This is a genomic window from Paractinoplanes lichenicola, assembly GCF_016785085.1.
GTDB lineage: Bacteria > Actinomycetota > Actinomycetes > Mycobacteriales > Micromonosporaceae > Actinoplanes > Actinoplanes lichenicola.
This window is the reverse complement of record NZ_JAENHO010000012.1, coordinates 292336-315879: the sequence shown is the minus strand read 5'-3', so window position 1 is coordinate 315879 and position 23544 is coordinate 292336. Positions and strand designations below refer to the sequence as shown.

Below are 23544 nucleotides of genomic sequence, written 5' to 3'. Positions count from 1 at the left end.
GAGAAACGCATGCCCCAGACGATCGGAGTCGTCGGCCTCGGCTACGTCGGTCTGACGCTGACCGCCGCGCTGGCCGACATGGGCTACACCGTGCACGGCGCCGACGTGTCGCATCACGTGCTCGACACCCTCTCGCAGGGGCGCTCGCACATTTTCGAGCCCGGTGTCGAGGACATCTTCGCCGCCAAGGTCGGCCAGACCGTCCACGTCGCCGAGACGCTGCCGAACAACACCGTCGACGTGGCCGTGATCAGCGTGTCGACCCCGGTGGACGAGCAGACCCGCCGGCCCAACCTTGCCAACCTGGCCGCCGCCGCCCGCAGCGTGGCCGCCACGTGCGCGCCGGGCACCCTGGTGGTCGTGCGCAGCACCGTGCCGGTGGGCACCAGCCGCAAGGTGGTGCTGCCGGAGCTGCAGGCCGCGTGGGGTGACGATGTCAAGCTGGTGATGGCGCCCGAGCGGACGATCCAGGGTCAGGCCCTGCGCGAGCTGGTCGAGCTGCCGCAGGTCGTCGGCGGCCTGGACGACGCGTCGCTGCAGGCCGGTCTCGAGTTCTTCGGCGGACTGGCCAACACCGTCGTGCCGGTGTCCGACCTGGAGACGGCCGAGCTGGTCAAGCTGTCGAACAACTGCCACACCGACCTGATCTACTCGTTCGGCAACGAGATCGCGCTGATCGCCGAGCAGCACGGCCTCGACCCGCTCGAGGTCATCAAGGCGGCCAACGTCGACTACCCGCGGCCCGACCTGTCCAAGCCGGGCTACGTCGGCGGCGGCTGCCTCTCCAAGGACCCGTACATCATGCTCGACAGCGCCGGCGACTACACGCCGTTCCTGGTCGGGCAGGCCCGCGCGCTCAACGAATACCTGCCCAAGCACGTGGCCGAGATCGTCGTACGGCTGCTGCGCGAGATCCGCGGCGAGACCCGCGGGCTGCGGCTGGCCGTGCTGGGCTGGGCCTACAAGGGCTGGCCGCCCACCGACGACATGCGCGGCACCCCGATCGCCACCATGATGCCGATCTTCTCGGCGGCCGGCATCACCGTCACCGGGCATGACCCGATGGTCACTGCCGAAGTGGTGCGGCAGTACGGCGGCGACCCGGTCAGCCTGGACAAGGCGTTCACCGACAGCGACGCCGTGCTGGTCATCAACGACCACCCCGACTACCGGGCGGTCGACGTGAACGCCATGCTGGGCGACGCGCGGCCGGCGCTCATCTTCGACTCGTGGCGCATCCTCGACGCGGACGCCGTTCGCGCCGCGGGCATCCGCTACGCCGGCCTGGGCCTGGTGGCGGCATGAGGGCCCTGCTGCTCGGCGGCGCCGGCTTCATCGGCGCGCACCTGGCCCGGCGCCTGGTGCGCGACGGCCACGACGTCACGATCGTCGACGACTTCTCGCGGGGCCGCTCCGACACTGATCTTCAGGAGCTGGGCGCGACGATCGTCTCGGGCGACCTGACCGACCCGGCCTTCTACGCGGGTCTGGAGCACGGCTGGGACCAGATCTACCTGCTTGCTGCCGTCGTGGGTGTGCGCAACGTGGAGAAGGACCCGGCCCGCGTCGTCCGCGTCAACACGCTCGTCGCGATGCACCTGCTCGACTGGCTGCAGCCGGGGGAGCGCGTCTTCTTCGCCTCGACCAGCGAGGTCTACGCGGGCGGGGTCGACGCCGGCATTGTCCCGGTGCCCACGCCCGAGGCGATCCCGACGATGATCTCGGACATCACGGCACCCCGTTTCGCGTACGCGGTCAGCAAGCTGCTCGGCGAGGCCGCGTTCCTGCACACCGCCCGTGCCCGCGGTTTCGACGCGGTCGTCGGGCGGTTCCACAACGTGTACGGGCCGCGGATGGGCGCCGACCACGTGATCCCGGAGATGTCGCTGCGGGCGCGCGGCGGCGAGGACCCGTTCCGGGTGCCCGGGGCCGACCAGTTCCGCGCGTTCTGCCACGTCGACGACGCGGTCGAGGCCATGGTGCGGCTGATGGCCACGCCCGCGGCGGCCGGGCAGATCGTGCACATCGGCAACGACCGCGAGGAGACCAACATCGGCGACCTGGCCAAGCTGGTGCTGCGGGTGGCCGAGGTCAGCCCCGGTTTGGAAACCGCCGCCGCGCCGTCCGGATCGGTGCGCCGGCGCTGCCCGGATCTGTCCAAGCTGCGTGAGCTGACCGGCTTCGAGCCGACGGTCACGCTCGAAGAAGGCGTCCGTACGACGTTCGCGTGGTACGCCGAGCACGGGAGACCGTCATGACCGACGAACGCGCGCCGATCTGCTTCTACTACGGCAACGGCAAGCTGATCGACCTCGCGGAGTACCCGCGCGTGGTGCTGCAGCCCGACTTCTACAAGCCCGAGGAGATCGCCTACCTCAAGGGCAAGGGCGTGCACGTGCTGGCGTACCTGACCCTGTCGGAGGACACCGGGCCGCCCGCCGAGTGGCAGCGCACCGAGGTCAACCCCGACTGGGGCGGCAAGTTCGTGCACGTCGGGCACCCGGACTGGGTCTCGCACGTGGTCGGTCAGGCGCGCGACGCGCTGGCGGCCGGGTTCGACGGGTTGTTCCTCGACACGCTCAACGTCGAGCTCACGTTCCCCGAGGACGTGCCGCACCTGCTGACCCTGGTGGCGGCGCTGCGGGCCGAGGCGGGCTCGGCGTACATCCTGGCCAACCGGGGCTTCGGGATGCTGCCGCGGCTGGCCGAGCTGGTCGACGGGGTGGTGTTCGAGTCGTTCTCGGCCCGGTGGACCGAGGAGGGCTATGCGGCCTGGCCGGCGGACACCCTCGAATTCCACGCGCAGATCGCCGAGCAACTGCTGCGGTTGCAGCTCGACCTGTACGCGCTGGACTACGCCGACGACCCGGGCCTGACGGACTTCGCTGTCCGCCGGGCCCGGCAGTTCGGCATGCAGTGCATCGTCAGCGATCGGGCGCTGTCACGCGTCTGACGTCTTGTAGACCGCGAACGTGGTCCGCTTCCGGAGCCGGAAACCTATCGACTCGTAGAGGCGGATCGCGTTCGCGTTCGCGGCCGACGTGTGCAGGAACGGGACCTCGCCGCGCTGCCTGATCCCGTACGCGACCGCTTGCACCAGGCGTGTGGCGAGGCCCTGTCCGCGGAACGCCGGGTGGGTGCAGACGGCGCTGATCTCGGTCCAGCCGGGCGGGTGGAGGCGCTCCCCGGCAATCGCGATCAAAACCCCGTTTTCCCGTACGCCGAGATAGGTGCCCAATTCGATCGTGCGCTGACGGAACGGACCGGGCTGGGTGAGCTCGATCAGGGCGAGGATCTCGGGGACGTCGCTTGGTGTCAGTTGTTGCGCGTTGGCGAGTGGCGCCGCGGCGAGCGACTCGTCGACAAACTGGACGCCGGCCACCTCGCCCGCGATCTCCCAGCCGGGATGCCTTTTGGGGATCGGCCCGGCCACCGCCACCTCGGCACCCGGACCGGTCAGCGCGGCCAGGTCGGCCCACGCCTGCGGATCGTCAGGGTCCTCGACGGCGTGGAAGGGTGCAACTTGCGGGTCGTAACGGATCGCCCGCCCGTACGTTTGGGCGAACTTCGAGTGCTCGCCCCGCAAAGAGGCGACTACCGGGTCGTCGAGGCCGGCCTGGACCGTGGTCATCGGGGCGCCAGGCCGAGGTTCTCGCGGAGCGTCGAGCCCTCGTACTCCGTACGGAAAACGCCTTTTTCTTGCAGCAGCGGGACGACCGTGTCGGCGAACTCGTCGAGGCCGCCCGGTGTCACGTGCGGCACCAGGATGAAGCCGTCGCTCGCGTCCTCCTGCACGAGGTGGTCGATGCTGTCGGCGATCGTGGTGGCCGAGCCGATGAACGTCTGGCGGCCGGTCACCTCGATGATCAGGTCGCGTATCGACAGCTTCTCGGCCTCGGCCTTCTGCCGCCACTCGTTGGCCACGGCAATCGGGTCGCGGTGCATCCGAACGCTGGCCCGGCCGCGCGCGATGTGCTCGTCGGAGACGTCGGGGTCGATCTCGGGCAGCGGTCCCTCCGGGTCGTACGAGGAGAGGTCGCGGTTCCACAGCTGCTCGAGGAACTTGATCGCGGTCGCCCCGCTGACCTGTTGGCGCCGCACCACTCTTGCGCGTTCTTGCGCGTCGTTGTCCGTATCGCCCAGAACGAACGTCGCCGCCGGGAGCACCTTGAGCGAGTCGCGCTCGCGGCCGTACTTCGCGAGGCGGTCCTTGACGTCGGTGTAGAACTTCTGGCCGTCCGCCAGGGTGCCGTGGCGGCTGAAGATGGCGTCGGCGGTGGCCGCGGCGAACTCGCGGCCCGCGTCAGAGTCGCCCGCCTGCAGGATGACCGGGCCGCCCTGGGGGCTGCGGGGCACGTTGAACCGGCCGGAGATGTCGAAGTGCTGGTCGGTGTGCTGGAACGTGCCCGCGTCCGGGTGGCGCAGGAAGACGCCGTTCTCCTTGTCGGCCGCGATGGCGTCGGCGGGCCAGGAGTCGTACAGCTCCTTGGCCGTCTCGAGGGCCTGCGTGGCCCGGCTGTAGCGGTCGGATTCGGCCAGGAAGCCGCCGCGCCGGAAGTTCTCCCCTGTGAAGGCGTCCCAGCTGGTGACGACGTTCCACGCGGCCCGGCCGCCGGAGAGGTGGTCGAGCGACGCGAACTGGCGGGCCACCTCGTACGGCTCGTTGAAGGTGGAGTTGATCGTGCCGGCCAGGCCGAGGTGCTCGGTGACCGCGGCCAGGGCGGCGAGGACGGTGAAGGTGTCGGGGCGGCCGACCACGTCGAGGTCGTAGATCTGGCCGCCCTGCTCGCGCAGCCGCAGGCCCTCGGCCAGGAAGAAGAAGTCGAACTTGGCGCGTTCGGCGGTCTGGGCGAGCTTGACGAAGGAGTCGAACTCGATGTGGCTGCCGGCGGCGGGGTCACTCCAGACCGTGGTGTTGTTGACGCCGGGGAAGTGCGCGGCGAGGTGGATCTGCTTAGGCAACTCGGACTCCTTCGGCGGCGTAGCGGTTGGCGGGCTTCCCTAGACCGAGCAGGCCGCGCAGGGTGTCCGCCTCGTACTCCGTACGGAAAACGCCTCGTCTCTGCAGTTCGGGGACCAGGCCGCGAGTGATGCCGCGGAGGTCGGACGGGAGGCGTCCTGGGCGCAGGCGGAACCCGGTGATGCCGGCCTCCTGCCATTCGAGCAACAGATCGGCCAGCTGGGCGGGGGTGCCGGTGAAGACTCTGGCGTCGCTCAGAATCGCGGCGTTCTGAACCGGCTCCAGGAACACGACCAGGTCGGCGAAGACGTGCTGCACCTTGACGTCGTTGACGATCCGGTGCGCGTCGGCGGCGTCCTTCGGCGTGACATAGACGACGTCGGCCGACTTCTCGGCGAACCGATACGGGATGTCATTGTGGGCCAGGGCGGTCACGACGGGCTGGCCCTGCGGCGGCCGGGGCGTGATCGAGGGGCCCTTCACCGTGAAGAAGCGGCCCTCGAAGTTGATGTAGTGCAGCTTGTCGCGGTCGATGAACCGGCCGGTGGCGGCGTCACGGATCTCGGCGTCGTCCTCCCAGCTGTCCCAGAGCCGCCGTACGACTTCCACGTAGTCGGCCGCCTCGTCGAACAGATCGGCCACCACCGCCCGTACGTCAGGGTCGTTGATCTTGTCGGGCGAAATGGCGGGGATCTGGCGCCGCCCGAAGTGCGCGGCCTCCGCCGACTTGGCCGAGAGCTGAACCCGCCAGCCCGCGCGGCCCCGGCTCACGTAGTCGAGGGTCGCGATCGCCTTGGAGATGTGGAACGGCTCGGTGTGCGTGACCGTGGCCGTCGGGACCAGGCCGATGTGCCGGGTCAGCGGGGCCACGCGCGAGGCGATCAGCACCGCGTCGAGCCGCCCCTGCACCTGGGCCGGGTCGTCGGTCTGCACGCCCAGCCCGTCCTCGATGGTGACGAAGTCGAGCTTGCCCGCCTCGGCCTCGGCGATCAGGTCGATCCAGTAGCGGGCGGTGAACAGCTCCGCGGGCCGCGCGTCGGGCTCACGCCAGGCATTGGGGGCCCAGCCGGCGCCGTCCAGGGCCACCGCCAGATGCAAGTTCGTCATGGTCACTTCCCCTCGATCGGCAGGCCCGGCGGGTTGATCTCGGGCGCGTCGACTGTCTCGTTGGCCAGGTTCCAGCGGTCCAGGATCTTCTGGTAGTCGCCCGACTTGACCAGCTCGTCCAGGGCCGCCTTGTAGGCCTCGACCAGGCCGCTGCCCTTCTTCGTGGTCAGCGCGATCTTGCCCTGCAGCGTGGAGCCGGCGCCGGAGTACGTACCGACGATCTCGGTCTCGCCCGCCTTGGCCACGTGATAGGCCGAGGTCGGGTTGGGCCCGAGGTAGAGCTCGATGGCCCCCGAGCCCAGGGCCAGATAGGTGGCCTGGTTGGTCTGGTAGTACTTGATGTCGACCTTGGGCAGGCCCTGCTTGACGGCCTCCTCGCTCCACTCGACGAGGATCTTCTCCTGGTTGGTGCCCGAGCCGACCGCGACCTTCTTGCCGGCCACGTCCTTGGGCCCGGTCACCTTGAGGCCGCTGCCCTTCTTGGCCTCGAACGCCAGCTCGTCCTTGCGATAGGTGGCGAAGTCGTACTTCTGCTTGCGCTCCTCGGTGACCGTGATGTTCGAGGCGCCGACGTCGTACTTGCCGCTGTCGAGGCCGATGAACAGGTTCTCCCAGCTGGTGTTCTGCAGGTCGGGCTTGAGGCCGAGGATGCCGGCCACGGCGACCGCGATGTCGGGCTCGCTGCCGATCAGCGTCTTGTTGTCGGTGGCGGTGAAGGCGAGCGGGGCGAACCCGGCGCCGGCCGCACCCACGCCGATCGTGAGCGTGCCCTTCTGCCTGATCGCCTCGGGCAGCAGGGCCGCGGCGGCGTCGACCTTGGCCGGGATGATGCGCTGCTGGTCGGGGCCGTCGTTGATGGTGACCGCGGCGGCCTGCTGCACGTCGGCGCCGGCGGCGGGCTTCTCGTCGGGCGCGGCGCAGGCGGCGAGTCCCGCCAGCGCGGCCACCAAGAGCAGAGCGGATTTCGTACGCATGGAGAGGTTTGCTCCTTCAGACGAGAACTTTTGACAGGAACGCGCGGGTGCGCTCGTGCTGGGGGTTGTCGAGGACCTCGGTGGGCGGGCCCTGTTCGAGCAGGCGGCCCTCGTCGAGGAAGACGATGGTGTCGGCCACCTCGCGGGCGAAGCCGATCTCGTGGGTGACGACGATCATCGTGGTGCCCGCGCGGGCCAGGTCGCGCATGACGTCGAGCACCTCGCCGACCAGCTCGGGGTCGAGGGCCGAGGTGGGCTCGTCGAACAGGATCAGCTTGGGCTGCCGGCCCAGGGCCCGGGCGATGGCGACCCGCTGCTGCTGGCCGCCGGAGAGCTGGCGGGGATAGGAATGAGCTTTGTGCGCGAGGCCGACTCGTTCGAGGAGCTCGATGCCGCCGCCGGCCTCCGCCACGTTCTGCAGCGCGGTCATGTGCGGGAAGAGGTTGAACGTCTGGAAGACGAACCCGATCTTGGCGCGCTGCTTGAGGATGTGGCGCTCGCTGAGCTCGTACAGCTTGTCGCCGGCCCGGCGGTAGCCGATCAGCTCGCCGTCGACCCGGACCCGCCCGCGGTCCACCTTCTCCAGGTGGTTGATGCAGCGCAGCAGGGTCGACTTGCCCGACCCGGACGGCCCCAGGATCACCGTCACACTGCCCGCCGGGACGGTCAGGGTGACGTCCCGCAGCACTTCGAGGGTGCCGAACGACTTGTGCACACCGCTGAGCTCGATCATCGGACGTACCCCCTCGAATAACGACGCTCGACGTAGTGCTGCAGAACCGAGAGGGCGGCGGTCAGGATCACGTACCAGACCGTGGCCACGAGCAGCAGCGGCACGACCCGTCCGTTGCGGCCGTAGATGACCTGCACCTGGTAGAACAGCTCGCCGATGGCCAGCACGTAGACGACCGACGTGCTCTTGAGCAGGTTGACCAGCTCGTTGGCCGCGTTGGGCAGGATCGCGCGCATGGCCTGGGGGAGCAGGATGCGGCGGAACTGGCGCAGCCGCGGGATGCCCAGGGCGGCCGCGGCCTCCAGCTGCCGGGAGTCGACCGAGAGGATGCCGGCGCGGACGATCTCGGCGGCGTACGCGGCCTCGTGCAACGCCAGGCCCAGCAACGCCGCCCCGAAGGCGCTGACCAGCGTGGACGTCTCGAAGTGGAGGAAGCCGGGGCCGAACGGGACGCCGATCTGCAGCCGGTCGTACAGGTAGCCGAGGTTGGCCCAGAAAAGCAGCTGGACGATCAGCGGCACCGACCGGAAGACCCAGATGAACGTCCAGCTGACCCAGGCCAGCACCGGATTCTTGGACATGCGCATCGGGGCCAGCACGATGCCGCCCGCGAAGCCGAGCACGGCGCCCGCGAACGTCAGCTCCAGCGTGATGAGCAGGGCATCCATCACGGACTTCTCGAAGAAGTAGCCGAAGAAGGTGGCCCAGTCCCAGCCCGGGTTGGTGATCAGGCCGTGCAGGAACTGGGCCACGACGATCAGGACGGCGGCGGCCGCGATCCAGCGCCACGGGTGCCGGGCCGGCACGACGACCAGGTTGTCGCTCGGCGGCTCGGTCACGCCGGGCGGCGAGGCGGTGGTACGCGACAGAAGGCTCACGCCGATGACGCTAGGGTCGCGACCCTAAAACCCTCAATACCTATCGGGTGTATATGTTTAACGAACCTGTCAACGACTCCCGGGCGAGGTCACGCCAGGCCACCGCGACGGCCGCCGCGAGCATGCCCGCGCAGATCGCCAACCCGCCGGTGATCGGTCCCGGCCCGGACCCGCCGAGCACCACGCCGGCCACCGCGGCCGTGCCCACGGTGGCTGAGATCCGCTGCGCGAGCTGCAGAAACGCGGCGGCCAGCCCGGCCGCCCCCGGCGGCGCGTGCAGCAGCGTGAGAGCCTGGTTGGGCGAGATGATCAGCCCCGACGCGGCCCCGCTCGCGAGCTGGGTCAGCCCGAGCCCGAGGCCCAGCCAGCGCCCCGGAACCCAGTGCAGCACCCCGATCGTCGAGGTGACCGCGCCCAGCGAGCCGACCAGCGCCCACAAGATGCCGCGCCGGCCGTGGCGGCCCACCACCCGCCAGCCGATGGCCGAGAGCAGGGCGAACCCGAGCGCCCCGGGCAGCACGGTCAGGCCCGCGTGCAGGGCCGGCCAGCCGAGCTTCTCCTGCAGGTAGAGCGTGATGGCCAGCGACACCGACAGCGAGGCGCCGAACTGGAACGTCGCGATCAGGGTGCCCGTCCGATAGCCCCGCTCGCGCAGCAGGGCCGGCAGCAGGATCGGGGTGCCGCCGCGGCGGGCGTACCGGCGCTCCCAGGCGATCAGCGCGGCGACCAGCAGAGGGACTCCGGCGATCCAGGCCCGCTGGTCGGCACCGGTGAACGGCAGCAGCAGGCACAGCGTGGCCCCGCCCAGCAGCGCCAACCCGGGCAGATCGAGACTGGCATGCCGGTGCTCGCGCGGCTTTCGACGGGGGAACCATTTGATCGCCAGGGGCACGGTGACCAGCCCGAAGGGCACGTTGAGCAACAGCACACTGCGCCACCCGTACGTGTCGATCAAGAGGCCGCCGACGAGCGGTCCGATCACCCCGGCCACCCCGCCCACGATGGCGTAGGCGCCCAGCGCTTTGGTCCGGCCGGGGCCGTCGAACAGCTCCTGGATGATGCCGAGCACCTGCGGGTTGACCGTGCCCGCGCCGACGCCCTGCACCAGCCGGGCGACCGCCACGACCCACGCCTCCTGCGCGGTGCCGGCGACGATCGCGGCCGTGCTGAACAGGGCGATTCCCAGCACGAAGAGCCACTTGCGACCGTACGCGTCACCGAGGCGCCCGCTGGGCACCAGGGCCAGGCCGAACGTCAGCGAATAGCCCGCGATGATCCACTGAACCTCGCTCTCGCCCGCGCCCAGTGAGGCGCGCAGAGCGGGGACCGCGGTGTTGAGGCTGGACTGATCGAGCAGCGTGGTGAACGCGGCGGCCAGGCAGAGGGCAAGGGTGATCGCCCGACGATGCATGCTTCCCCGCTTCTCCGGGTCTTCCCCGCTATCTGGGACGAAAGTCATTGACCTCTTGCTTATATCCTAGTTCGGCTATAGGAAAAAGGGAGTCCGAAACATCTGGAGGTGGAGATGCGTCGCCGTTCCCTGCTGATCGCTGCCGTGGCAACCGTGCTGGTCGCGGGCTGCTCCGGCGGCGGTGGCACCGACTCCGCCGCCGCCGGCGAACCGGTCTCCGGCGGCTCCCTGACCTGGGCCGTCGAGACCGAGCCGATCACGCTCAACCCGCACCAGTACGCCCAGGCCAAGGCCCGCCTGCTGGTCTGGAACAACTTCGAGGCGCTGCTCACCCACGACGACAAGGGCGGCTACGTGCCCTGGCTGGCCAGCGGTTACGAGGTGTCGCCGGACGGGCTGACGTACACGGTCAAACTGCGTACGGGGGTGACCTTCAGCGACGGCACCCCGTTCGACGCGGCCGCGGTGAAGGCCAACGTGGACCAGTTGCGCGCCGACGGCTACGCCCCGCAGGTGGCCGCCGTACAGCTGAAGAACTTGAAATCCGTCGACGTGGTCGACCCGGCCACCGTCAAATACACGCTGACCAGCCCCGACGTGCTGATCCTGGACTTCCTGTCGTCACCCCAGGGTGCGGTCGTGTCGCCGAAGTCGCTCAAGGAGGCGGCCAACCTCAAGGCGGGCGGCCCGGATCTGGCGGGAACCGGGCCGTTCATCCTCGACCGGTACACGCCCGGCCAGGAGCTGCACTACAAGCGCAACCCGTCGTACCGGGACCGCGCGGCCTACCTCGACGAGGTCACCTACCGGTTCCTCAAGGAGTCCTCCGTACGGGTGGGGGCGCTGACCTCGGGCCAGGTGCAGGTGATCGAGGGGGTGCCGGCCACCGACCAGGCGCAGATCACCGGGAACTCGGCGCTCACGCTGAGCAAGGGGCTCAACTCGGGCTCGGCGTACTCGTACTACTTCAACGTCACGCACGCGCCGTTCGACGACATCCGCGTGCGGCAGGCGTTCCGCGACGCGCTCGACGTGGACACGGTGCTCAACGGGGTCTACCGCGGCACCGCGACCCGGGCCTGGAGCGTGATCGGGCCGACCAGCCCGCTCTACGACAAGACGCTCGAGGGCACGTACGGCAACAATCCCGCCCGGGCCAACGCGACCCTGGACGCGGCGGGCTGGACGCAGCGTGACGCCGACGGCTTCCGGGTCAAGAACGGCAAGCGGTTGACCGTACGGCTTGTGCAGTCGGCGCCGTTCGTCCGCGACCGCCGCGACATCCTGGCCCAGGCCGTGCAGGCCGCGGTCAAGCAGAGCGCGGGGATCGACCTGCACGTGTCCGTCGTCGATCAGGGGACCGCGACGGCGGCGCTGGAGCAGGGGGAGTACGAGGTCTTCGACAACTCCCGGGCCGACACCGACGCCGGGGCTGCTCTGAACCTGCTGCTCTCGTCGTCCGGTGCGATCAACCGGCTTGGCATCTCGGACGTCGGCGTGGACAAACTGCTTGCCAACGGACAAGCCTCTGGTGACCCTGCTGCTCGTGCTGAGATCTATCGATCGCTGCAGCAGAAGGTCGTCGCTGAGGACTCGCTGATCCAGCCGCTGTACGCGCCGGCCGACCAGATCGCTGCCTCCAAGAAGGTCGGCGGGCTGGCGTTCGAGCCGACCGCGGGCGTGCCGGCCAGCGCCTACAACCTCTGGCTGAGCAAGTGATCGTCGTCCGGCGGCTGCTCACCGGGCTCGTGGTGCTCTGGGCCGCCGCGACCGCCGCCTATCTGGCGCTGCTCGCGGCGCCCGGCTCCACGGTGGACAGCATCATCGGCGACGGGGCCGACACGCCGCTGATCCGCGCCCAGATCATTCAGGAGTGGGGCCTCGACCGGCCCGCGGTCGTGCAATACCTGGACTACCTGTGGCGGGCGGCGCAGGGTGACCTCGGCCGGTCCTATCTGCTGCAGAGGCCCGTACGGGAGGTGATCGCCGACCAGATCGGGCCCACGCTGACCCTGGCCGTGGCGGCCGCCCTGCTGGGTGCGCTGCTGGCCCTGACGCTGGCCGTGACCACCCGGCGCCCGTGGGCCCGCCGGGTCAGCTCGACATTTGAGCTGGTCGTGGTGTCGACGCCGCCGTTCCTGATCGGGATCGTGCTGCTCAGCATCTTCTCGTTCAGCCTGGGCTGGTTCCCGGTCAGCGGGGGCCAGGGGTTCGCTTCGCTGGTGCTGCCCGCGGTCACGCTGGCGTTGCCGGTGGCCGGGGTGCTGACCCAGGTGCTGCGCGACGGCATCGACCGGGCCATGGACGAGCCCTTCGTCGTGACGGCCCGGGCCCGCGGGCTGGGGGAGCGGGCCGTGCTGGTCCGCCACGCGCTGCGCCACGCCCTGCTCCCGGCGGTGACCCTCACCGGCTGGCTCTTCGGCATCCTGCTGGGCGGCGCGGTGATCATCGAAACCGTCTTCGGGCGGCCCGGCCTGGGCCAGGTCACGCTGCAGGCGGTGAACAGCGCCGACATGCCCGTCGTGCTGGCCGTGGTCGTGTTCTCGGCCTTCGTCTACGTGGTCATCAACACGTTGGCCGACCTCTCCTACCTGCTCATCGACCCCCGCCTGCGTCCTGCCCCCGCTACCCCGACGGGAGCGTAGACATGGCCCTCGCCCTCGATCGCCCGTTGTCCGTACGCCTGCGCCGTCCCTCCGGGGCCGGGGTCTTCGCCGCGGCCGGCTTCCTGGCCCTGGCCCTCGTGGCCGCCGTGCTGCCCGGCCTGCTCGCCGGCGACCCGCTGGCCGCCGACCCGCTGCACGTGCTGGAGGGGCCGAGCGCGGCCCACTGGTTCGGCACCGACCAGTTGGGCCGCGACGTCCTCGACCGGGTCGTGCACGGCGCCCGGCACTCCCTGCTGATCGGCGTCGTCGCCACCCTCATCGCCGTCACCGCGGGCCTGCTGCTGGGCCTGCTGGCCGGCCTCACCCACAAATACGCCGACGAGGCCCTGAGCCGCTCGTTCGACGCGCTCTCGGCCTTCCCGCTGCTGCTTCTCGCCCTGCTGTTCGTGGCCGTCGCCGGCCCCGGCACCGTCGGCCTGGTCGTCGCCATCGGCATCGCCACGATGCCCCACTACGCCCGGGTCGTCCGCAGCCAGACCTTCGTCGTCCGCCAGGCACATTACGTCACCCAGGCCGTGGCGTTCGGCCATTCCCGCACCCGCCTGGTGCTGCGTCACGTCCTGCCCAACGTCCTCGGCCCCATCCCCGTCCTGGCCGTGATCGGCCTGGGCGAAGCCATCCTGGCGGCGGCCGGCCTGAGCTTCCTCGGCATGGGCCCCCAGCCGCCTTCACCCGAGTGGGGCGCGATGCTCTCCGAGGGCCGCGGCTACCTGAGCGTCGCATGGTGGACGACCGTCCTGCCCGGCGTCGTGGTCACCCTCCTGGTCATCTCCCTGACCGTCGTAGGCCGTCACTTGCAGCGCCGCTTCGAGGGAAGGCACCCATGACCGACTCGAGAGTCCACCCACGCACCCCCACCCCCGACCCCCAAGCCCTGCCCGCCTCCCTCAACGGCAAACATGTCCCGCTCACAGCAGCGGACGAGACGCGCGATGCCGGGCCGGATGCGCGCACGTTGCTCGTTTCTGTTCGCGAGTTGCACGTGACGTTCCCGCACCGCCGGGGCGACGTGCATGCCGTGCGCGGGATCAACCTCGACATCCACCAGGGCGAGTGCGTAGCCATCGTCGGCGAATCGGGGTCGGGCAAGAGCGTTACGGCCCGCACGCTCGTCGGCCTCGCCGGCTCGAACGCCCAGGTCCGCAGCTCGCGATTCGAGATTGACGGCCGCCCGGGCCCGTTCGACTGGCGCACCCTGCGCGGCGGCTTCGCCGGACTGGTCCTCCAGGACGCCCTCGTATCGCTCGACCCGCTGCGCACCATCGGCGCCGAGATCGCTGAAGTGTTGCGTGTCCACAGGATCGGCGGCCGTGAGCAACGTGTTCGGGCCCTGCTCGAATCCGTCCACGTGCCCGACCCCGACCGCCGCGCCCGCCAGCACCCGCACCAACTCTCCGGCGGCCTACGCCAACGGGCCCTGATCGCCTCGGCCCTGGCCGCCGGCCCACCCCTGCTGATCGCCGACGAACCCACCACCGCCCTCGACGTGACCGTCCAGTCCCAAATCCTCGACCTGCTGGCCGAACGCCACGCCGCCGGCGAAACCCTCCTCCTGATCAGCCACGACCTAGCCGTGGTCTCCCGCCTGGCCGACCGAGTCCTGGTAATGCGCAACGGCCACATAGTCGAATCCGGCCCCACCGCAACCCTGCTCTCGGCCCCCACCCACTCCTACACCCAACAACTCCTCGCCGCGGTCCCCTCCGCCGCCTCCCGGGGCCGCCGGCTCTCCCACCAACCAACCGCCTCGTCCACAACCGCACCCAACCAGCCCGCCCCATCCACAACCCCCAACCCCGTCCCGCCGCAGTCGTCCACAACCCCCAACTCCACGCCGCGGTCATCCACAGCACAAACCCGCGCGCCGCAGTCATCCACAGGCGTGCGGGCGGGGCAGGCGCCGTCCACAAGCGACTCCGACCAGCTGCCGTCCGGGGTGGTCATTGAGGCGACTGGGCTGCGCAAGGGCTACGGGGCGCACATCGTTGTCGACGACGTGAACCTCACCGTGCGCCGCGGCGAGATTGTCGGGCTCGTCGGGGAGTCAGGGTCCGGCAAAACCACGGTCGCCCAGCTGCTCTTCGGGCTGACCCCACCGACGTCCGGTTCCGTGGCGTTCGAGGGCGCGCCATGGACCGGGCTCACGGAGCGGCGGCGTCGCCCGCGGCGCCGCCGCCTCCAGCTCATCTCGCAAGACCCGCTGTCCGCCTTCGACCCCCGCTGGACGGTGGGCCGGATCATCGCGGAGGCCCTGCCCGCGTCGATCGTCGACCAGGACACGCGGAGACGCCGGGGCCGCTCCGACGCCGTACAGACGCTGCTCGAACGCGTCGGGCTCGGGGCCGACCTTCTCGATCGCTATCCGCGGCAGCTCTCCGGTGGGCAGCGGCAGCGGGTGGCCATCGCCCGGGCGCTGGCGCCGCGGCCGAGTCTGATCATTTGTGATGAGCCGGTTTCGGCGCTTGACGTGTCCGTGCAAGCGCAGGTTCTTGATCTGTTGGCTGATATCCGGGACACCGATGGCACCGCGCTGCTGTTCATTTCGCACGACCTCGGCGTGATCCATCACCTGGCCGATCGGGTGCTGGTCATGCGGGACGGCGTCGTCGTCGAGCAAGGGCCTGTGGACGACGTTTTCCACAACCCACAGCACGAATACACCCGCGCGCTCATTGACGCGGTGCCGGCCCTGGAGGTGTCGCGATGAAGTTTCTGCTCATCACGTTGATCGCCGAGAAGAACGCGCAGCGGCCCGCGCACGAGCGGCTGCGGGAGGTGGTGGACAACGCCGTCCTGGCCGAGGAGCTCGGCTTCGACGGCTTCGGCGTGGGAGAGCGGCACGAACGACCGTTCTTTTCCTCCTCGCCGCCCGTCGTGCTCAGCCACATCGCCGCCGTCACCGCGCGGATCCGGCTGTTCACGGCGGTCACCACGCTCAGCCTGCTCGACCCGGTGCGGGCGTTCGAGGACTATTCGACGCTCGACAACCTCTCCGGCGGCCGGCTCGAATTGATCATCGGGAAGGGCAACGGCGCCGCCCAGGCCAAGCTCTTCCACGTCACCGCCGACGACCAGTGGGATCGCAACCGCGAGAGTTACGAGCTGTTCCGCCGCCTGTGGCGCGAGCCGAAGGTCACCTGGGAGGGCCGCTTCCGCCCCTCGCTGACCGACGCCGAGACCTGGCCGCGCCCGCTGCAGCAGCCGATCCGGGTCTGGCACGGCAGCGCCACCAGCCGCGAGTCGGTCGACCTGGCCGCACGCTTCGGCGACCCGCTGTTCTCGGCCAACGTCACCAACCCGATCGAGCCGTACGCCGAATTGATCCGTTACTACCGCGAGCGGTGGGCGCACTACGGCCACGACCCGGCCGACGCGCTCGTCGGGGCGGGCAGCGCCGGGTTCTACGCCGCCCGCACCTCACAGGAGGCGATCGAGACGTACCGGCCCCTGTACGACGCCCGGATCGCCCTGTTCCGCCAGGTCGGCGTCGAGCCAGTCTTCCCCACCCTGGAGGACGCCGTCGAGCGCAGCTCCATCCTGGTCGGCAGCCCGCAGCAGATCATCGACAAGGTGCACCGCTACCACGCCGAGTTCGGCCACGAGGTCATGCACCTGCACGCCGACGGTGACGGGCTGACCGACAAGCAGCACCGGGCCTCGCTGGAGTTGTTCCAGTCCGAGGTCGCCCCGATCCTGCGCCGGGACATCCCGAGCCGCGCGTTCCCCGAGCCGCTGGACATCGAGGCATCCGTCGTCACCAGTTCCCCGGGAGGACCCTCATGACCGTTCCGCTGTCGATCCTGGATCTGGCGCCGCTGGTCTCCGGCGGCACCGTCGGGGACGCCCTGCGCCGCACGCTCGACCTGGCCCGCAAGGCGGAACAGTTCGGCTACCACCGCTACTGGGTGGCCGAGCATCACCTGACCGCCGGGGTGGCCAGTTCCCAGCCGGCCCTGCTGCTCGGTCAGATCGCCGCCGTGACCGAGCGCATCCGCCTGGGGTCGGGCGCCGTGCAGACCGGTTACCTCACCCCGCTGGCCGTGCTGGAGCAGTTCGGCCTGCTCGACGCACTCTATCCCGGCCGCTTCGACCTGGGCCTGGGCCGCTCGGCCCAACGCCGCACCTCGACCCTGTCGGCCGCGGCCGAACAGCCCGCCACGTCCGTCCCGTCCACAGCCGAGCCAGCCGCTCCCGCTGGTTCGTCCACAGGTGGAGCTGCGCTTGCTGGTTCGTCCACAGGTGGGGTCGCGCCCGCTGGTTCGTCCACAGGTGGGGTCGCGCTTGCTGGTTCGTCCACAGGTGCTTCAGCCGGTCACGCCGAGGCGCGGGTCGTCGACGGCTTGCTCATCCCCAAGCACTTCGACTTCACGCCGCTGGCCACGTCGCCCCGCGCGGCCCTCTTCGGCAAGCTGCTCAAGCAGCCCCACGCCGAGCCGCTCGACCTCGACCAGGTCGTCGAGGACCTGCAGACGCTGATCGCGGGCCCCTACACCGACGGACTGGGCAACGAGGCCCACGCCGTACCGGGGGAAGGGTCTGATCTCGAGCTTTGGATCCTGGGGAGCAGCGGTGGTGAGAGCGCCCGGGTGGCCGGGGCGCGGGGCCTGCCGTTCGCGGCGAATTATCACGTCGCGCCGGCCAAGGTGCTCGAGGCCGTCGAGGCTTATCGGGCCGCGTTCCGCCCGTCGAAGACGCTGTCGGCGCCGCACGTGCTGGTCAGCGCCGACGTCGTGGTGGCCGAGGACGACGACACGGCGAAAAACCTGGCGATCCCGTACGGGCTGTGGGTGCGCAGCATCCGCAACGGCACCGGCGCCATCCCGTACCCGAGCGTCGACGAGGCGCTGGCGCACGTGTGGACGGACGAGGATCGCGACCTGGTCGCCGACCGTCTGGACACGCATTTCGTGGGTTCGCCGCGGACCGTGGCCGAGCGACTGGAGACGTTGCGCCGCGTGACGGCGGCCGACGAACTGCTCGTCACTACCATCACGCACGACCACACGGACCGTGTCCGCTCGTTCGAGCTGCTGGCCAAGGAGTGGATCGCCTGACGCGGCGGCCCCCGTCGGGCATGGGGCGACGGGGGCCGGCCGTGCGTCACGCCATGGCGCACATGGTGCCCTTGAGCGAATACGACGTGGGCGCCGGGTTGCTGCCGTTCCACGAGCCGGAGGAATCCGAACGAAGCCGACGCGCCCGGGGCGACCGAGCCGTTCCACGCGGCGTTTGTGACCGCGACCTGGCCGTTCGCCGTGGTCGCGGACCCGTTCCAGAGCTGGGTGATCGTCTGACCGGCCCCGAACTGCCAGCCGAGCGTCCAGGTGGTCCACGCCGTGCTGCCGGTGTTCGTCACGCGGACGTCGGCCTGGAACCCACCCGCCCAGGAACCGGTCACCCGATAGCTGACCGTGCAGGCCGCCGTCCCCGGCGTCGGGCTGAGAGTCGGACGCACGGTCGGCGAAACCGTCGGTGAGACTGTGGGCGAAACGGTGGGTGAGACCGTGGGCGAAACGGTGGGCGAGGAAGTCGTGCCGATCTTGCTCGGGTCGACCACACCCCAGTACGCGGACTTCGCCTGCAGCCGCGTGTCGAACAGCAGCGGCACGTCCTTGCGGGTCACCGGGAACGTGTCGAGCCACGTGTTGTCGTCCGCGAGCCCCCACAGCGTCACCGAGGTGATCTCACCCTCGTACTGGCGGAACAGCGCGAACATGTCCCGATACACGTACGCCTGCTGCAACAGCCGGTCGGCCGGCGGCGTCGGGAACGACTCTCCGTTGCTGGTGTAGATGCTGACATCCATCTCCGTGATCTGCTGCTCGACACCGAGCGCGACGAACTTGTCGAGCATCGCCTTCGTCTCGGAGATCGTCGGCCAGCTCACGTTGATGTGCATCTGGTGCCCGACACCGTCGATCGGCACGCCCTCGGCCTTCAGCTGCGCGACCAGCGCGTACAGCTTGTCGCGCTTGGCCGGGACGTTCGTGTTGTAGTCGTTGATGAACAGTTTGGCGTGCGGCGCGACCTCGCGAGCGACCCGGAAAGCCGTACGGATGTAATCGAGGCCGGTGACGGTGAACCAGGTGCTGCGGCGCAGACCGTCGGATTGGTTTTCGTCAATGACCTCATTGACCACGTCCCACACGCCGATATCGGTGCCGTAATGCGCGGCGACACCACGAATGTGATTTTCCAGCCGTTCCAGCAGCAGCGCCTTGTCCTCGGCCGTCGCCGTCATCGGCTGCCCGTCCGCCCCGGTGAACACCCAGGCCGGCGTCTGGTTGTGCCAGACCAGCGTGTGCCCGCGGACGGCCATGCCGTGCGCCTTGGCAAAGGAGATCAAAGGATCCGCTTGCCCGTACGTGAAATTGCCCTCGGACGGTTCGGTGGCGTCCCATTTGAGCGCGTTGCCGGGCGTGACGCTGGTGAAATGCTTGTCGAGTAATTGCCCGTGCTCGCCGATGATCTCGGCCCCGGTGATCGCCGCGCCGACCGGGAACTCGTCCACCACGTTCTTCACGGAGGGTATGTCGGTCTGGATGGGCAGCGCCGGCACGTAACTCGCCGTCACGTCGTCGATGTACAGCCCGCCCGTGGTCGAGGCCGTCTCCACATAGAGGCGCAGGAACTCGACGTCGGTGGCCAGCGTGTATCGCCCGGTCAGGTTGACCCAGCCGCCGCTGGTGACTGCGGTGTTGCCCACGACCTGGTCGTAGGAGGCCACCCCTCCCGTACGTCGTTCGACGCTGAGCCGGGCGTTGTCGGAGCCCTCGGCCATCCGCACCCAGGCCGAGATCGTGTACGCCGTGCCCTTCTCGAACGTGCCGAGCACGTCGAGCGAGGGTCCCTGCCAGGCCGCCGTACGCCCGGTGACCGCGAGGCTGCCCGTCCCGCCGTGCGCCACGGCCGTGCTGGGCGCCACCGTCTCCGCGGCCCGGGCCGCCCATCCCTGGCTCGTGCCGTCCTCGAACGTGCTGGTCAGCACGGTGATCGGGGTGGGTTCGGCGGCCGCGTCGGCATTGCCGGTCACCGCTATGGCGGCGGCCACGGGCAGGGCGGCCGCGAGTGACACCACAGCCAGTCGCAGAGAAGCACGCATAGCACGTCCCTAAGTAAGAAATTGATGAACATAGTTACATGGGAGCGCTCCCATCGCAATGGGGGTCATAGCGCTCGACAAGCGTGCTGCCGATCGAGGCCAAACGCTCCCGTACGCCCGGAGGGCCGGTCACCTCGATCCACTCGACCAGCCCGGCCAGCTCGCCGGCGAGCGTGTGCTCGTCGTAGCCGCGGATCACGACCTGGACGCGGCCGTCGGTCGTGGACCCGCCCACCTCGAGCCGATCGCCGAAGCCCATCTGAAGTTTGTCCAGCCCGTCGGGCGTGCACAGCGCCCGGATCTCGAGGGGCGTTCGCCTGCGGTCGACCTCGTCGGCGATCTCGCGCCAGCTCCCGGCCAGGTCGAAACCCTCGGGCCGGTCCGCGGGCTCGCCGGTCGGGTCGGCGGCCGACACGCGGTCGATCCGGAAGGTGCGCCGGCCGGCCTCGGTCTGGGCGACGAGATACCACCACGGGCCCTTGGCCACGATGCCCAGCGGGTGGACGGTTCGCCGGGTCTCGGCGCCCGTGCTGTCGACGTAGCCGAGCCGCACCTGCACGCCGCGGATCACCGCGTCCTGCAAGGCGTCGAGGAAGCGCGGCGTCCGGCGCTCGACCCGGCCCGACCCCCAGCGCTGCGGGTCCATGACCAACGACGCCGCCGCCGCTTCGGCCTGCGCCCGGAAGGGCTCCGGCAGGGCCCGGACGAGTTTGCGCAGCGCCGCCTTCACGGCCGGGGTCGCGGCCGAGGCCGGCCCGGCCACCAGGAACAGGGCGCGCGCCTCGCTCGCGGTCAACCCGGACAGATCGGTGCGGGCGCCGCCCACGAGGCGCCAGCCCCCGCCCCGGCCCTGCATCGAATAGACCGGCACCCCGGCCACGGCCAGTGCCTCGAAATCGCGGCGGGCGGTGCGCTCGGAGACCTCAAGCTCGCGGGCGGCCTCGGCCGCGGTCAGCTGCTCGCGCTGTTGCAGCAGCAGAAGGATGGCCATCAGGCGGTCGGCTCTCATCCCGGCAACATTTCCGCGAAAACCGGTCAGGGGATGGCCTCTTTCGGTCGGCACGATAGCGAAATGACGATCTTTCCCGAGCCCACCCTGGTGTCCGTCAACGGCGTGGAACTCGAAGTGTTCGAGGCCGGACGACAGCATGCCGGAAGGCCCATCGTGCTCTGTCACGGCTGGCCGGAGCACGCCTTCACGTGGCGCCATCAGCTGCCGGCTCTGGCCGCGGCGGGCTACCACGTCATCGTTCCGAACCAGCGGGGGTACGGCAATTCCTCCGTACCGGCCGCGGTGACCGACTACGACATCGAGCACCTGACGGGCGACCTCGTCGCGCTGCTCGACCACTACGAATATGAGGACGCCACTTTCGTCGGTCATGACTGGGGGGCGATGGTCGTCTGGGGCCTGACCCTGCTGCACCCGAACCGAGTGAACAGGGTGATCAACCTGAGCGTGCCCTATTTCGAGCGCGGCGAGCGGCCGTGGATCGAGTTCATGGCCGACGTGTTCGGCGACGACAACTATTTCGTCCACTTCAATCGCCGGCCGGGTGTCGCCGACGCCGTGTTCGACGAGAACGCCGCCCAGTTCCTTCGCAACCTGTTCCGAAAGGACGTGCCCCCTCAGGAGCCCGAGCCGGGCATGGCGTTCATCAATCTTGCCCGGGCGGAGAAGCCGCTCGGTGAGCCCGTCATGAGCGACAGCGAGCTGGCCGTTGTCGTCACCGCCTTCGAGTCGACGGGGTTCACGGGCAGTGTGAACTGGTATCGGAACCTCGACCGCAACTGGCATTTGCTGGCGAAGGCGGACCCCGTCATCCGGCAACCCGCGCTCATGATCTATGGCGATCGTGACGTGGTCGCGCGGTCGGAAAGGCTGACCGACTTCGTTCCGAACGTGGAAGTGATCAGCCTGGATTGCGGTCACTGGATCCAGCAGGAGAAGCCGGAAGAAACGAACCAGGCGATTCTCAAGTGGCTGGAGGCTGATCGGTCTTAGGAGCCGGCCAGCTCGGCGAGGGTGTTGTCGATCGCCGTGGCCAGGTCGTCGTCGCGGATCGCGGGCCGGGCCGCCGCGAGCGCCGCGACGGCGGCCGGGGCCAGGCTGCGGTCGTGGAACGCCAAGACGTCCAGCAGGTCGACGCAGGAGTAGAGGTCGGCCACGGGCGACGACTCCGACTGGAGAACGGCCAGGTAATGCGGGAAGCCGCCGGCCACCGCGCGCCGGATCTCGGCGGCGTCGACCGCGCCGATCTGCTCGTGCGCGGGCCCGCTGATCTCGGCCGCGGCGATGAGCGACAGGACGTCGAGGGCGGCGCTGTGCCCGGCCGGTGTCATCACGGGCAGGGCGGCGACGAGGACGCCGGCGACGGGCGCGCAGCCCTCGCAGGGGCCGGCCTCCGACAGCAGAATGCGAGCGATCCAGGCCCCGAGCCGCGTCGCCTCGACGTCCTCCGTCGCCTCGACGAGCCGGCGCAGGGCCTCCGGCATCATCTCGGCGTGGCCCAGGTAGGTCTGAACGCGCGCCCAGTCGATCCGGGCGATCTCGTCGTCGACACTCACCCGAAGACTCTCGCATGCCGGGGCGCGTCCGCCGCAAATCGGTGGAGGCGCGCCCGGCGAAGGCCTAGGTTGATCGCCGTGGAGGAGTCTGTCACCGAGGCCAATCGCGCGAGCTGGAACCTCATCGCGCATCGTCGCTCCGGTGTGGCCGTCGAGCGGCTCCGGGCGGGCGAGGTCAGCCTGGAGGATTTCGAGCTTCGGCTGGCCGGTGACGTCTCGGGGCGGCACGTCGTGCACCTCGCCTGCTCGTACGGGGATGAGGTGCTCTCCTGGGCCACCCTCGGCGCGCGGGCCACGGGTGTCGACATCTCCGACGTCGCGATCGCCGCGGCGAAGAGGCGGGCCGCCGAGGCCGGCATCAGCGCCGACTTCCGCCGGGCCGACATGCTCGATCCGCCGGCCGACCTCGTCGAGCTCGATCTGATCTATCTGAGCTGGGGTGCGATCTGCTGGGTGCCCGACCTCGCCGCCTTCGCGAGCACCCTGGCCACCCGGCTTCGCCCCGGCGGCTCGGTGCTGCTGTGCGACCACCACCCCGCCTGGGAGGTGCTCTCCGTCCGCGCCGAGAACCACCTGGCAGTAGTGGGCGACTATTTCGGCCGCGGCCGCCCGAACACCGACCAGGACGACGCCAAACTGCCCCAGGGCGCCCGCGGCGAGTCCGACGCCCCACAGTTCTCGACCTTCATCTGGCCCGTGAGCGACGTCGTCATGGCCCTGATCCGCGCCGGCCTCCGGCTGGACGAGTTCACCGAGGCCCCGGAACCCGCGCTGTACGCCGGCCTGGGCCCCGCCGCCGAGGCACTGCCGGCCTACTACGTCATCAAGGCCACCAAGCCCGGCAACGACTAGTCCCGCCTGCCTTGACGTGCGCCGGCCCCGGGTGGGGTGGGGTGTGATGCCTGGCGGGGTGGGGCGCTGAGTGGGGTGTGGCGCTGGGTTGGGGTGTGGCGCTGGTGGAGTTTGGCCTCGGGTGGGGGTGTGGCGCTGGTCGGCGCACGGCCTCGGGCGGGGGTGTGGCGCCAATCGGCGCACGGCCTCGGTTGGCGCGCGGCCCCGCCGGGGCCGTGGCCCGGTTGGGGTGTGGCGCCAATCGGCATGGCCCCGGGTGGCGCGCGGACCCGGCCGGGGCGTCGCCCGGTTGG

General features: G+C 70.0%; 20 protein-coding genes and 1 pseudogene. 11 read left to right on the top strand and 10 right to left on the bottom strand.

Annotated elements, in window-relative coordinates; genetic code table 11:
- Positions 1-9 precede the first annotated feature (9 nt).
- The 3 genes from JKJ07_RS37260 to JKJ07_RS37250 are packed head-to-tail and all read left to right on the top strand — an operon-like array spanning position 10 to position 2953.
- Positions 10-1305, top strand: a complete 1296-nt coding sequence (locus tag JKJ07_RS37260; RefSeq protein WP_202996671.1) for a nucleotide sugar dehydrogenase — start codon at positions 10-12, stop codon at positions 1303-1305.
- On the top strand, positions 1302-2258 hold the full coding sequence (locus JKJ07_RS37255; RefSeq protein WP_202996670.1) for an NAD-dependent epimerase/dehydratase family protein: 957 nt from the start codon (positions 1302-1304) through the stop codon (positions 2256-2258). The genes JKJ07_RS37260 and JKJ07_RS37255 overlap by 4 nt, the downstream gene beginning before the upstream one ends.
- Positions 2255-2953: an endo alpha-1,4 polygalactosaminidase gene (locus tag JKJ07_RS37250; protein WP_202996669.1), complete on the top strand. Its 699-nt coding sequence runs from the start codon at positions 2255-2257 to the stop codon at positions 2951-2953. Before JKJ07_RS37255 ends, JKJ07_RS37250 begins: the two co-directional genes overlap by 4 nt.
- Here JKJ07_RS37250 and JKJ07_RS37245 read toward each other — a convergent pair.
- From JKJ07_RS37245 to JKJ07_RS37215, 7 genes are read right to left on the bottom strand one after another with little or no spacing between them, the layout of a single operon-like run.
- Positions 2942-3631 (bottom strand): GNAT family N-acetyltransferase, encoded by a 690-nt coding sequence (locus JKJ07_RS37245; protein ID WP_202996668.1) that lies wholly within the window; start codon positions 3629-3631, stop codon positions 2942-2944. The two genes, JKJ07_RS37250 and JKJ07_RS37245, sit on opposite strands and share 12 nt — an antisense overlap.
- Positions 3628-4962 carry an NtaA/DmoA family FMN-dependent monooxygenase gene (locus JKJ07_RS37240; RefSeq protein ID WP_202996667.1) on the bottom strand — a complete coding sequence of 445 codons (1335 nt, stop codon included), beginning with the start codon at positions 4960-4962 and terminating at the stop codon, positions 3628-3630. Before JKJ07_RS37240 ends, JKJ07_RS37245 begins: the two co-directional genes overlap by 4 nt.
- Positions 4955-6067 (bottom strand): LLM class flavin-dependent oxidoreductase, encoded by a 1113-nt coding sequence (locus tag JKJ07_RS37235; protein WP_202996666.1) that lies wholly within the window; start codon positions 6065-6067, stop codon positions 4955-4957. The genes JKJ07_RS37240 and JKJ07_RS37235 overlap by 8 nt, the downstream gene beginning before the upstream one ends.
- A gap of 2 nt (positions 6068-6069) precedes the next feature.
- Positions 6070-7041: an ABC transporter substrate-binding protein gene (locus JKJ07_RS37230; protein ID WP_202996665.1), complete on the bottom strand. Its 972-nt coding sequence runs from the start codon at positions 7039-7041 to the stop codon at positions 6070-6072.
- 16 nt (positions 7042-7057) lie between these two features.
- The gene (locus JKJ07_RS37225; protein ID WP_202996664.1) at positions 7058-7774 is read right to left on the bottom strand and encodes an amino acid ABC transporter ATP-binding protein; all 717 of its coding nucleotides are present in this window, start codon (positions 7772-7774) and stop codon (positions 7058-7060) included.
- Positions 7771-8652, bottom strand: coding sequence for an amino acid ABC transporter permease (locus tag JKJ07_RS37220; RefSeq protein ID WP_202996663.1), 882 nt, complete (start codon positions 8650-8652; stop codon positions 7771-7773). The genes JKJ07_RS37225 and JKJ07_RS37220 overlap by 4 nt, the downstream gene beginning before the upstream one ends.
- A 40-nt stretch (positions 8653-8692) precedes the next feature.
- On the bottom strand, positions 8693-10063 hold the full coding sequence (locus tag JKJ07_RS37215) for an MFS transporter (protein ID WP_202996662.1): 1371 nt from the start codon (positions 10061-10063) through the stop codon (positions 8693-8695).
- A 114-nt stretch (positions 10064-10177) separates the two neighbouring features.
- Here JKJ07_RS37215 and JKJ07_RS37210 point away from each other — a divergent pair, with 114 nt between their 5' ends.
- From JKJ07_RS37210 to JKJ07_RS37185, 6 genes are read left to right on the top strand one after another with little or no spacing between them, the layout of a single operon-like run.
- Positions 10178-11782, top strand: coding sequence for an ABC transporter substrate-binding protein (locus JKJ07_RS37210; protein ID WP_202996661.1), 1605 nt, complete (start codon positions 10178-10180; stop codon positions 11780-11782).
- Complete coding sequence (locus tag JKJ07_RS37205) at positions 11779-12708, top strand: ABC transporter permease (protein WP_202996660.1); 930 nt, start codon at positions 11779-11781, stop codon at positions 12706-12708. The genes JKJ07_RS37210 and JKJ07_RS37205 overlap by 4 nt, the downstream gene beginning before the upstream one ends.
- A 2-nt stretch (positions 12709-12710) precedes the next feature.
- A complete protein-coding gene (locus JKJ07_RS37200; protein WP_202996659.1) occupies positions 12711-13556 on the top strand; it encodes an ABC transporter permease in 846 nt (281 codons plus the stop codon).
- Positions 13553-15436, top strand: a complete 1884-nt coding sequence (gene nikE / locus JKJ07_RS37195; RefSeq protein WP_202996658.1) for a nickel ABC transporter ATP-binding protein NikE — start codon at positions 13553-13555, stop codon at positions 15434-15436. The genes JKJ07_RS37200 and nikE overlap by 4 nt, the downstream gene beginning before the upstream one ends.
- A complete protein-coding gene (locus JKJ07_RS37190; protein WP_202996657.1) occupies positions 15433-16512 on the top strand; it encodes an LLM class flavin-dependent oxidoreductase in 1080 nt (359 codons plus the stop codon). Before nikE ends, JKJ07_RS37190 begins: the two co-directional genes overlap by 4 nt.
- Positions 16509-17783, top strand: a complete 1275-nt coding sequence (locus JKJ07_RS37185; protein WP_236030512.1) for an LLM class flavin-dependent oxidoreductase — start codon at positions 16509-16511, stop codon at positions 17781-17783. Before JKJ07_RS37190 ends, JKJ07_RS37185 begins: the two co-directional genes overlap by 4 nt.
- Positions 17784-17941: 158 nt before the next feature.
- Here the strand turns inward: JKJ07_RS37185 and JKJ07_RS37180 are convergent.
- A pseudogene (locus tag JKJ07_RS37180) lies at positions 17942-19831 on the bottom strand (endo-1,4-beta-xylanase); the annotation flags it as partial.
- 34 nt (positions 19832-19865) lie between these two features.
- Positions 19866-20840 carry a helix-turn-helix transcriptional regulator gene (locus tag JKJ07_RS37175; protein ID WP_202996656.1) on the bottom strand — a complete coding sequence of 325 codons (975 nt, stop codon included), beginning with the start codon at positions 20838-20840 and terminating at the stop codon, positions 19866-19868.
- 63 nt (positions 20841-20903) lie between these two features.
- Between JKJ07_RS37175 and JKJ07_RS37170 the strand changes: the two genes are divergently transcribed.
- Complete coding sequence (locus JKJ07_RS37170; protein WP_236030511.1) at positions 20904-21836, top strand: alpha/beta fold hydrolase; 933 nt, start codon at positions 20904-20906, stop codon at positions 21834-21836.
- Here JKJ07_RS37170 and JKJ07_RS52000 read toward each other — a convergent pair.
- Positions 21833-22399 (bottom strand): hypothetical protein, encoded by a 567-nt coding sequence (locus tag JKJ07_RS52000; protein ID WP_202996655.1) that lies wholly within the window; start codon positions 22397-22399, stop codon positions 21833-21835. The two genes, JKJ07_RS37170 and JKJ07_RS52000, sit on opposite strands and share 4 nt — an antisense overlap.
- Before the next feature lie 78 nt (positions 22400-22477).
- On the opposite strand from JKJ07_RS52000, the gene JKJ07_RS51995 reads away from it, so the two are divergent.
- Entirely contained in the window at positions 22478-23251 is a 774-nt protein-coding gene (locus JKJ07_RS51995; protein WP_202996654.1) for a class I SAM-dependent methyltransferase, read from the top strand.
- The last annotated feature ends 293 nt before the right edge of the window (positions 23252-23544 follow it).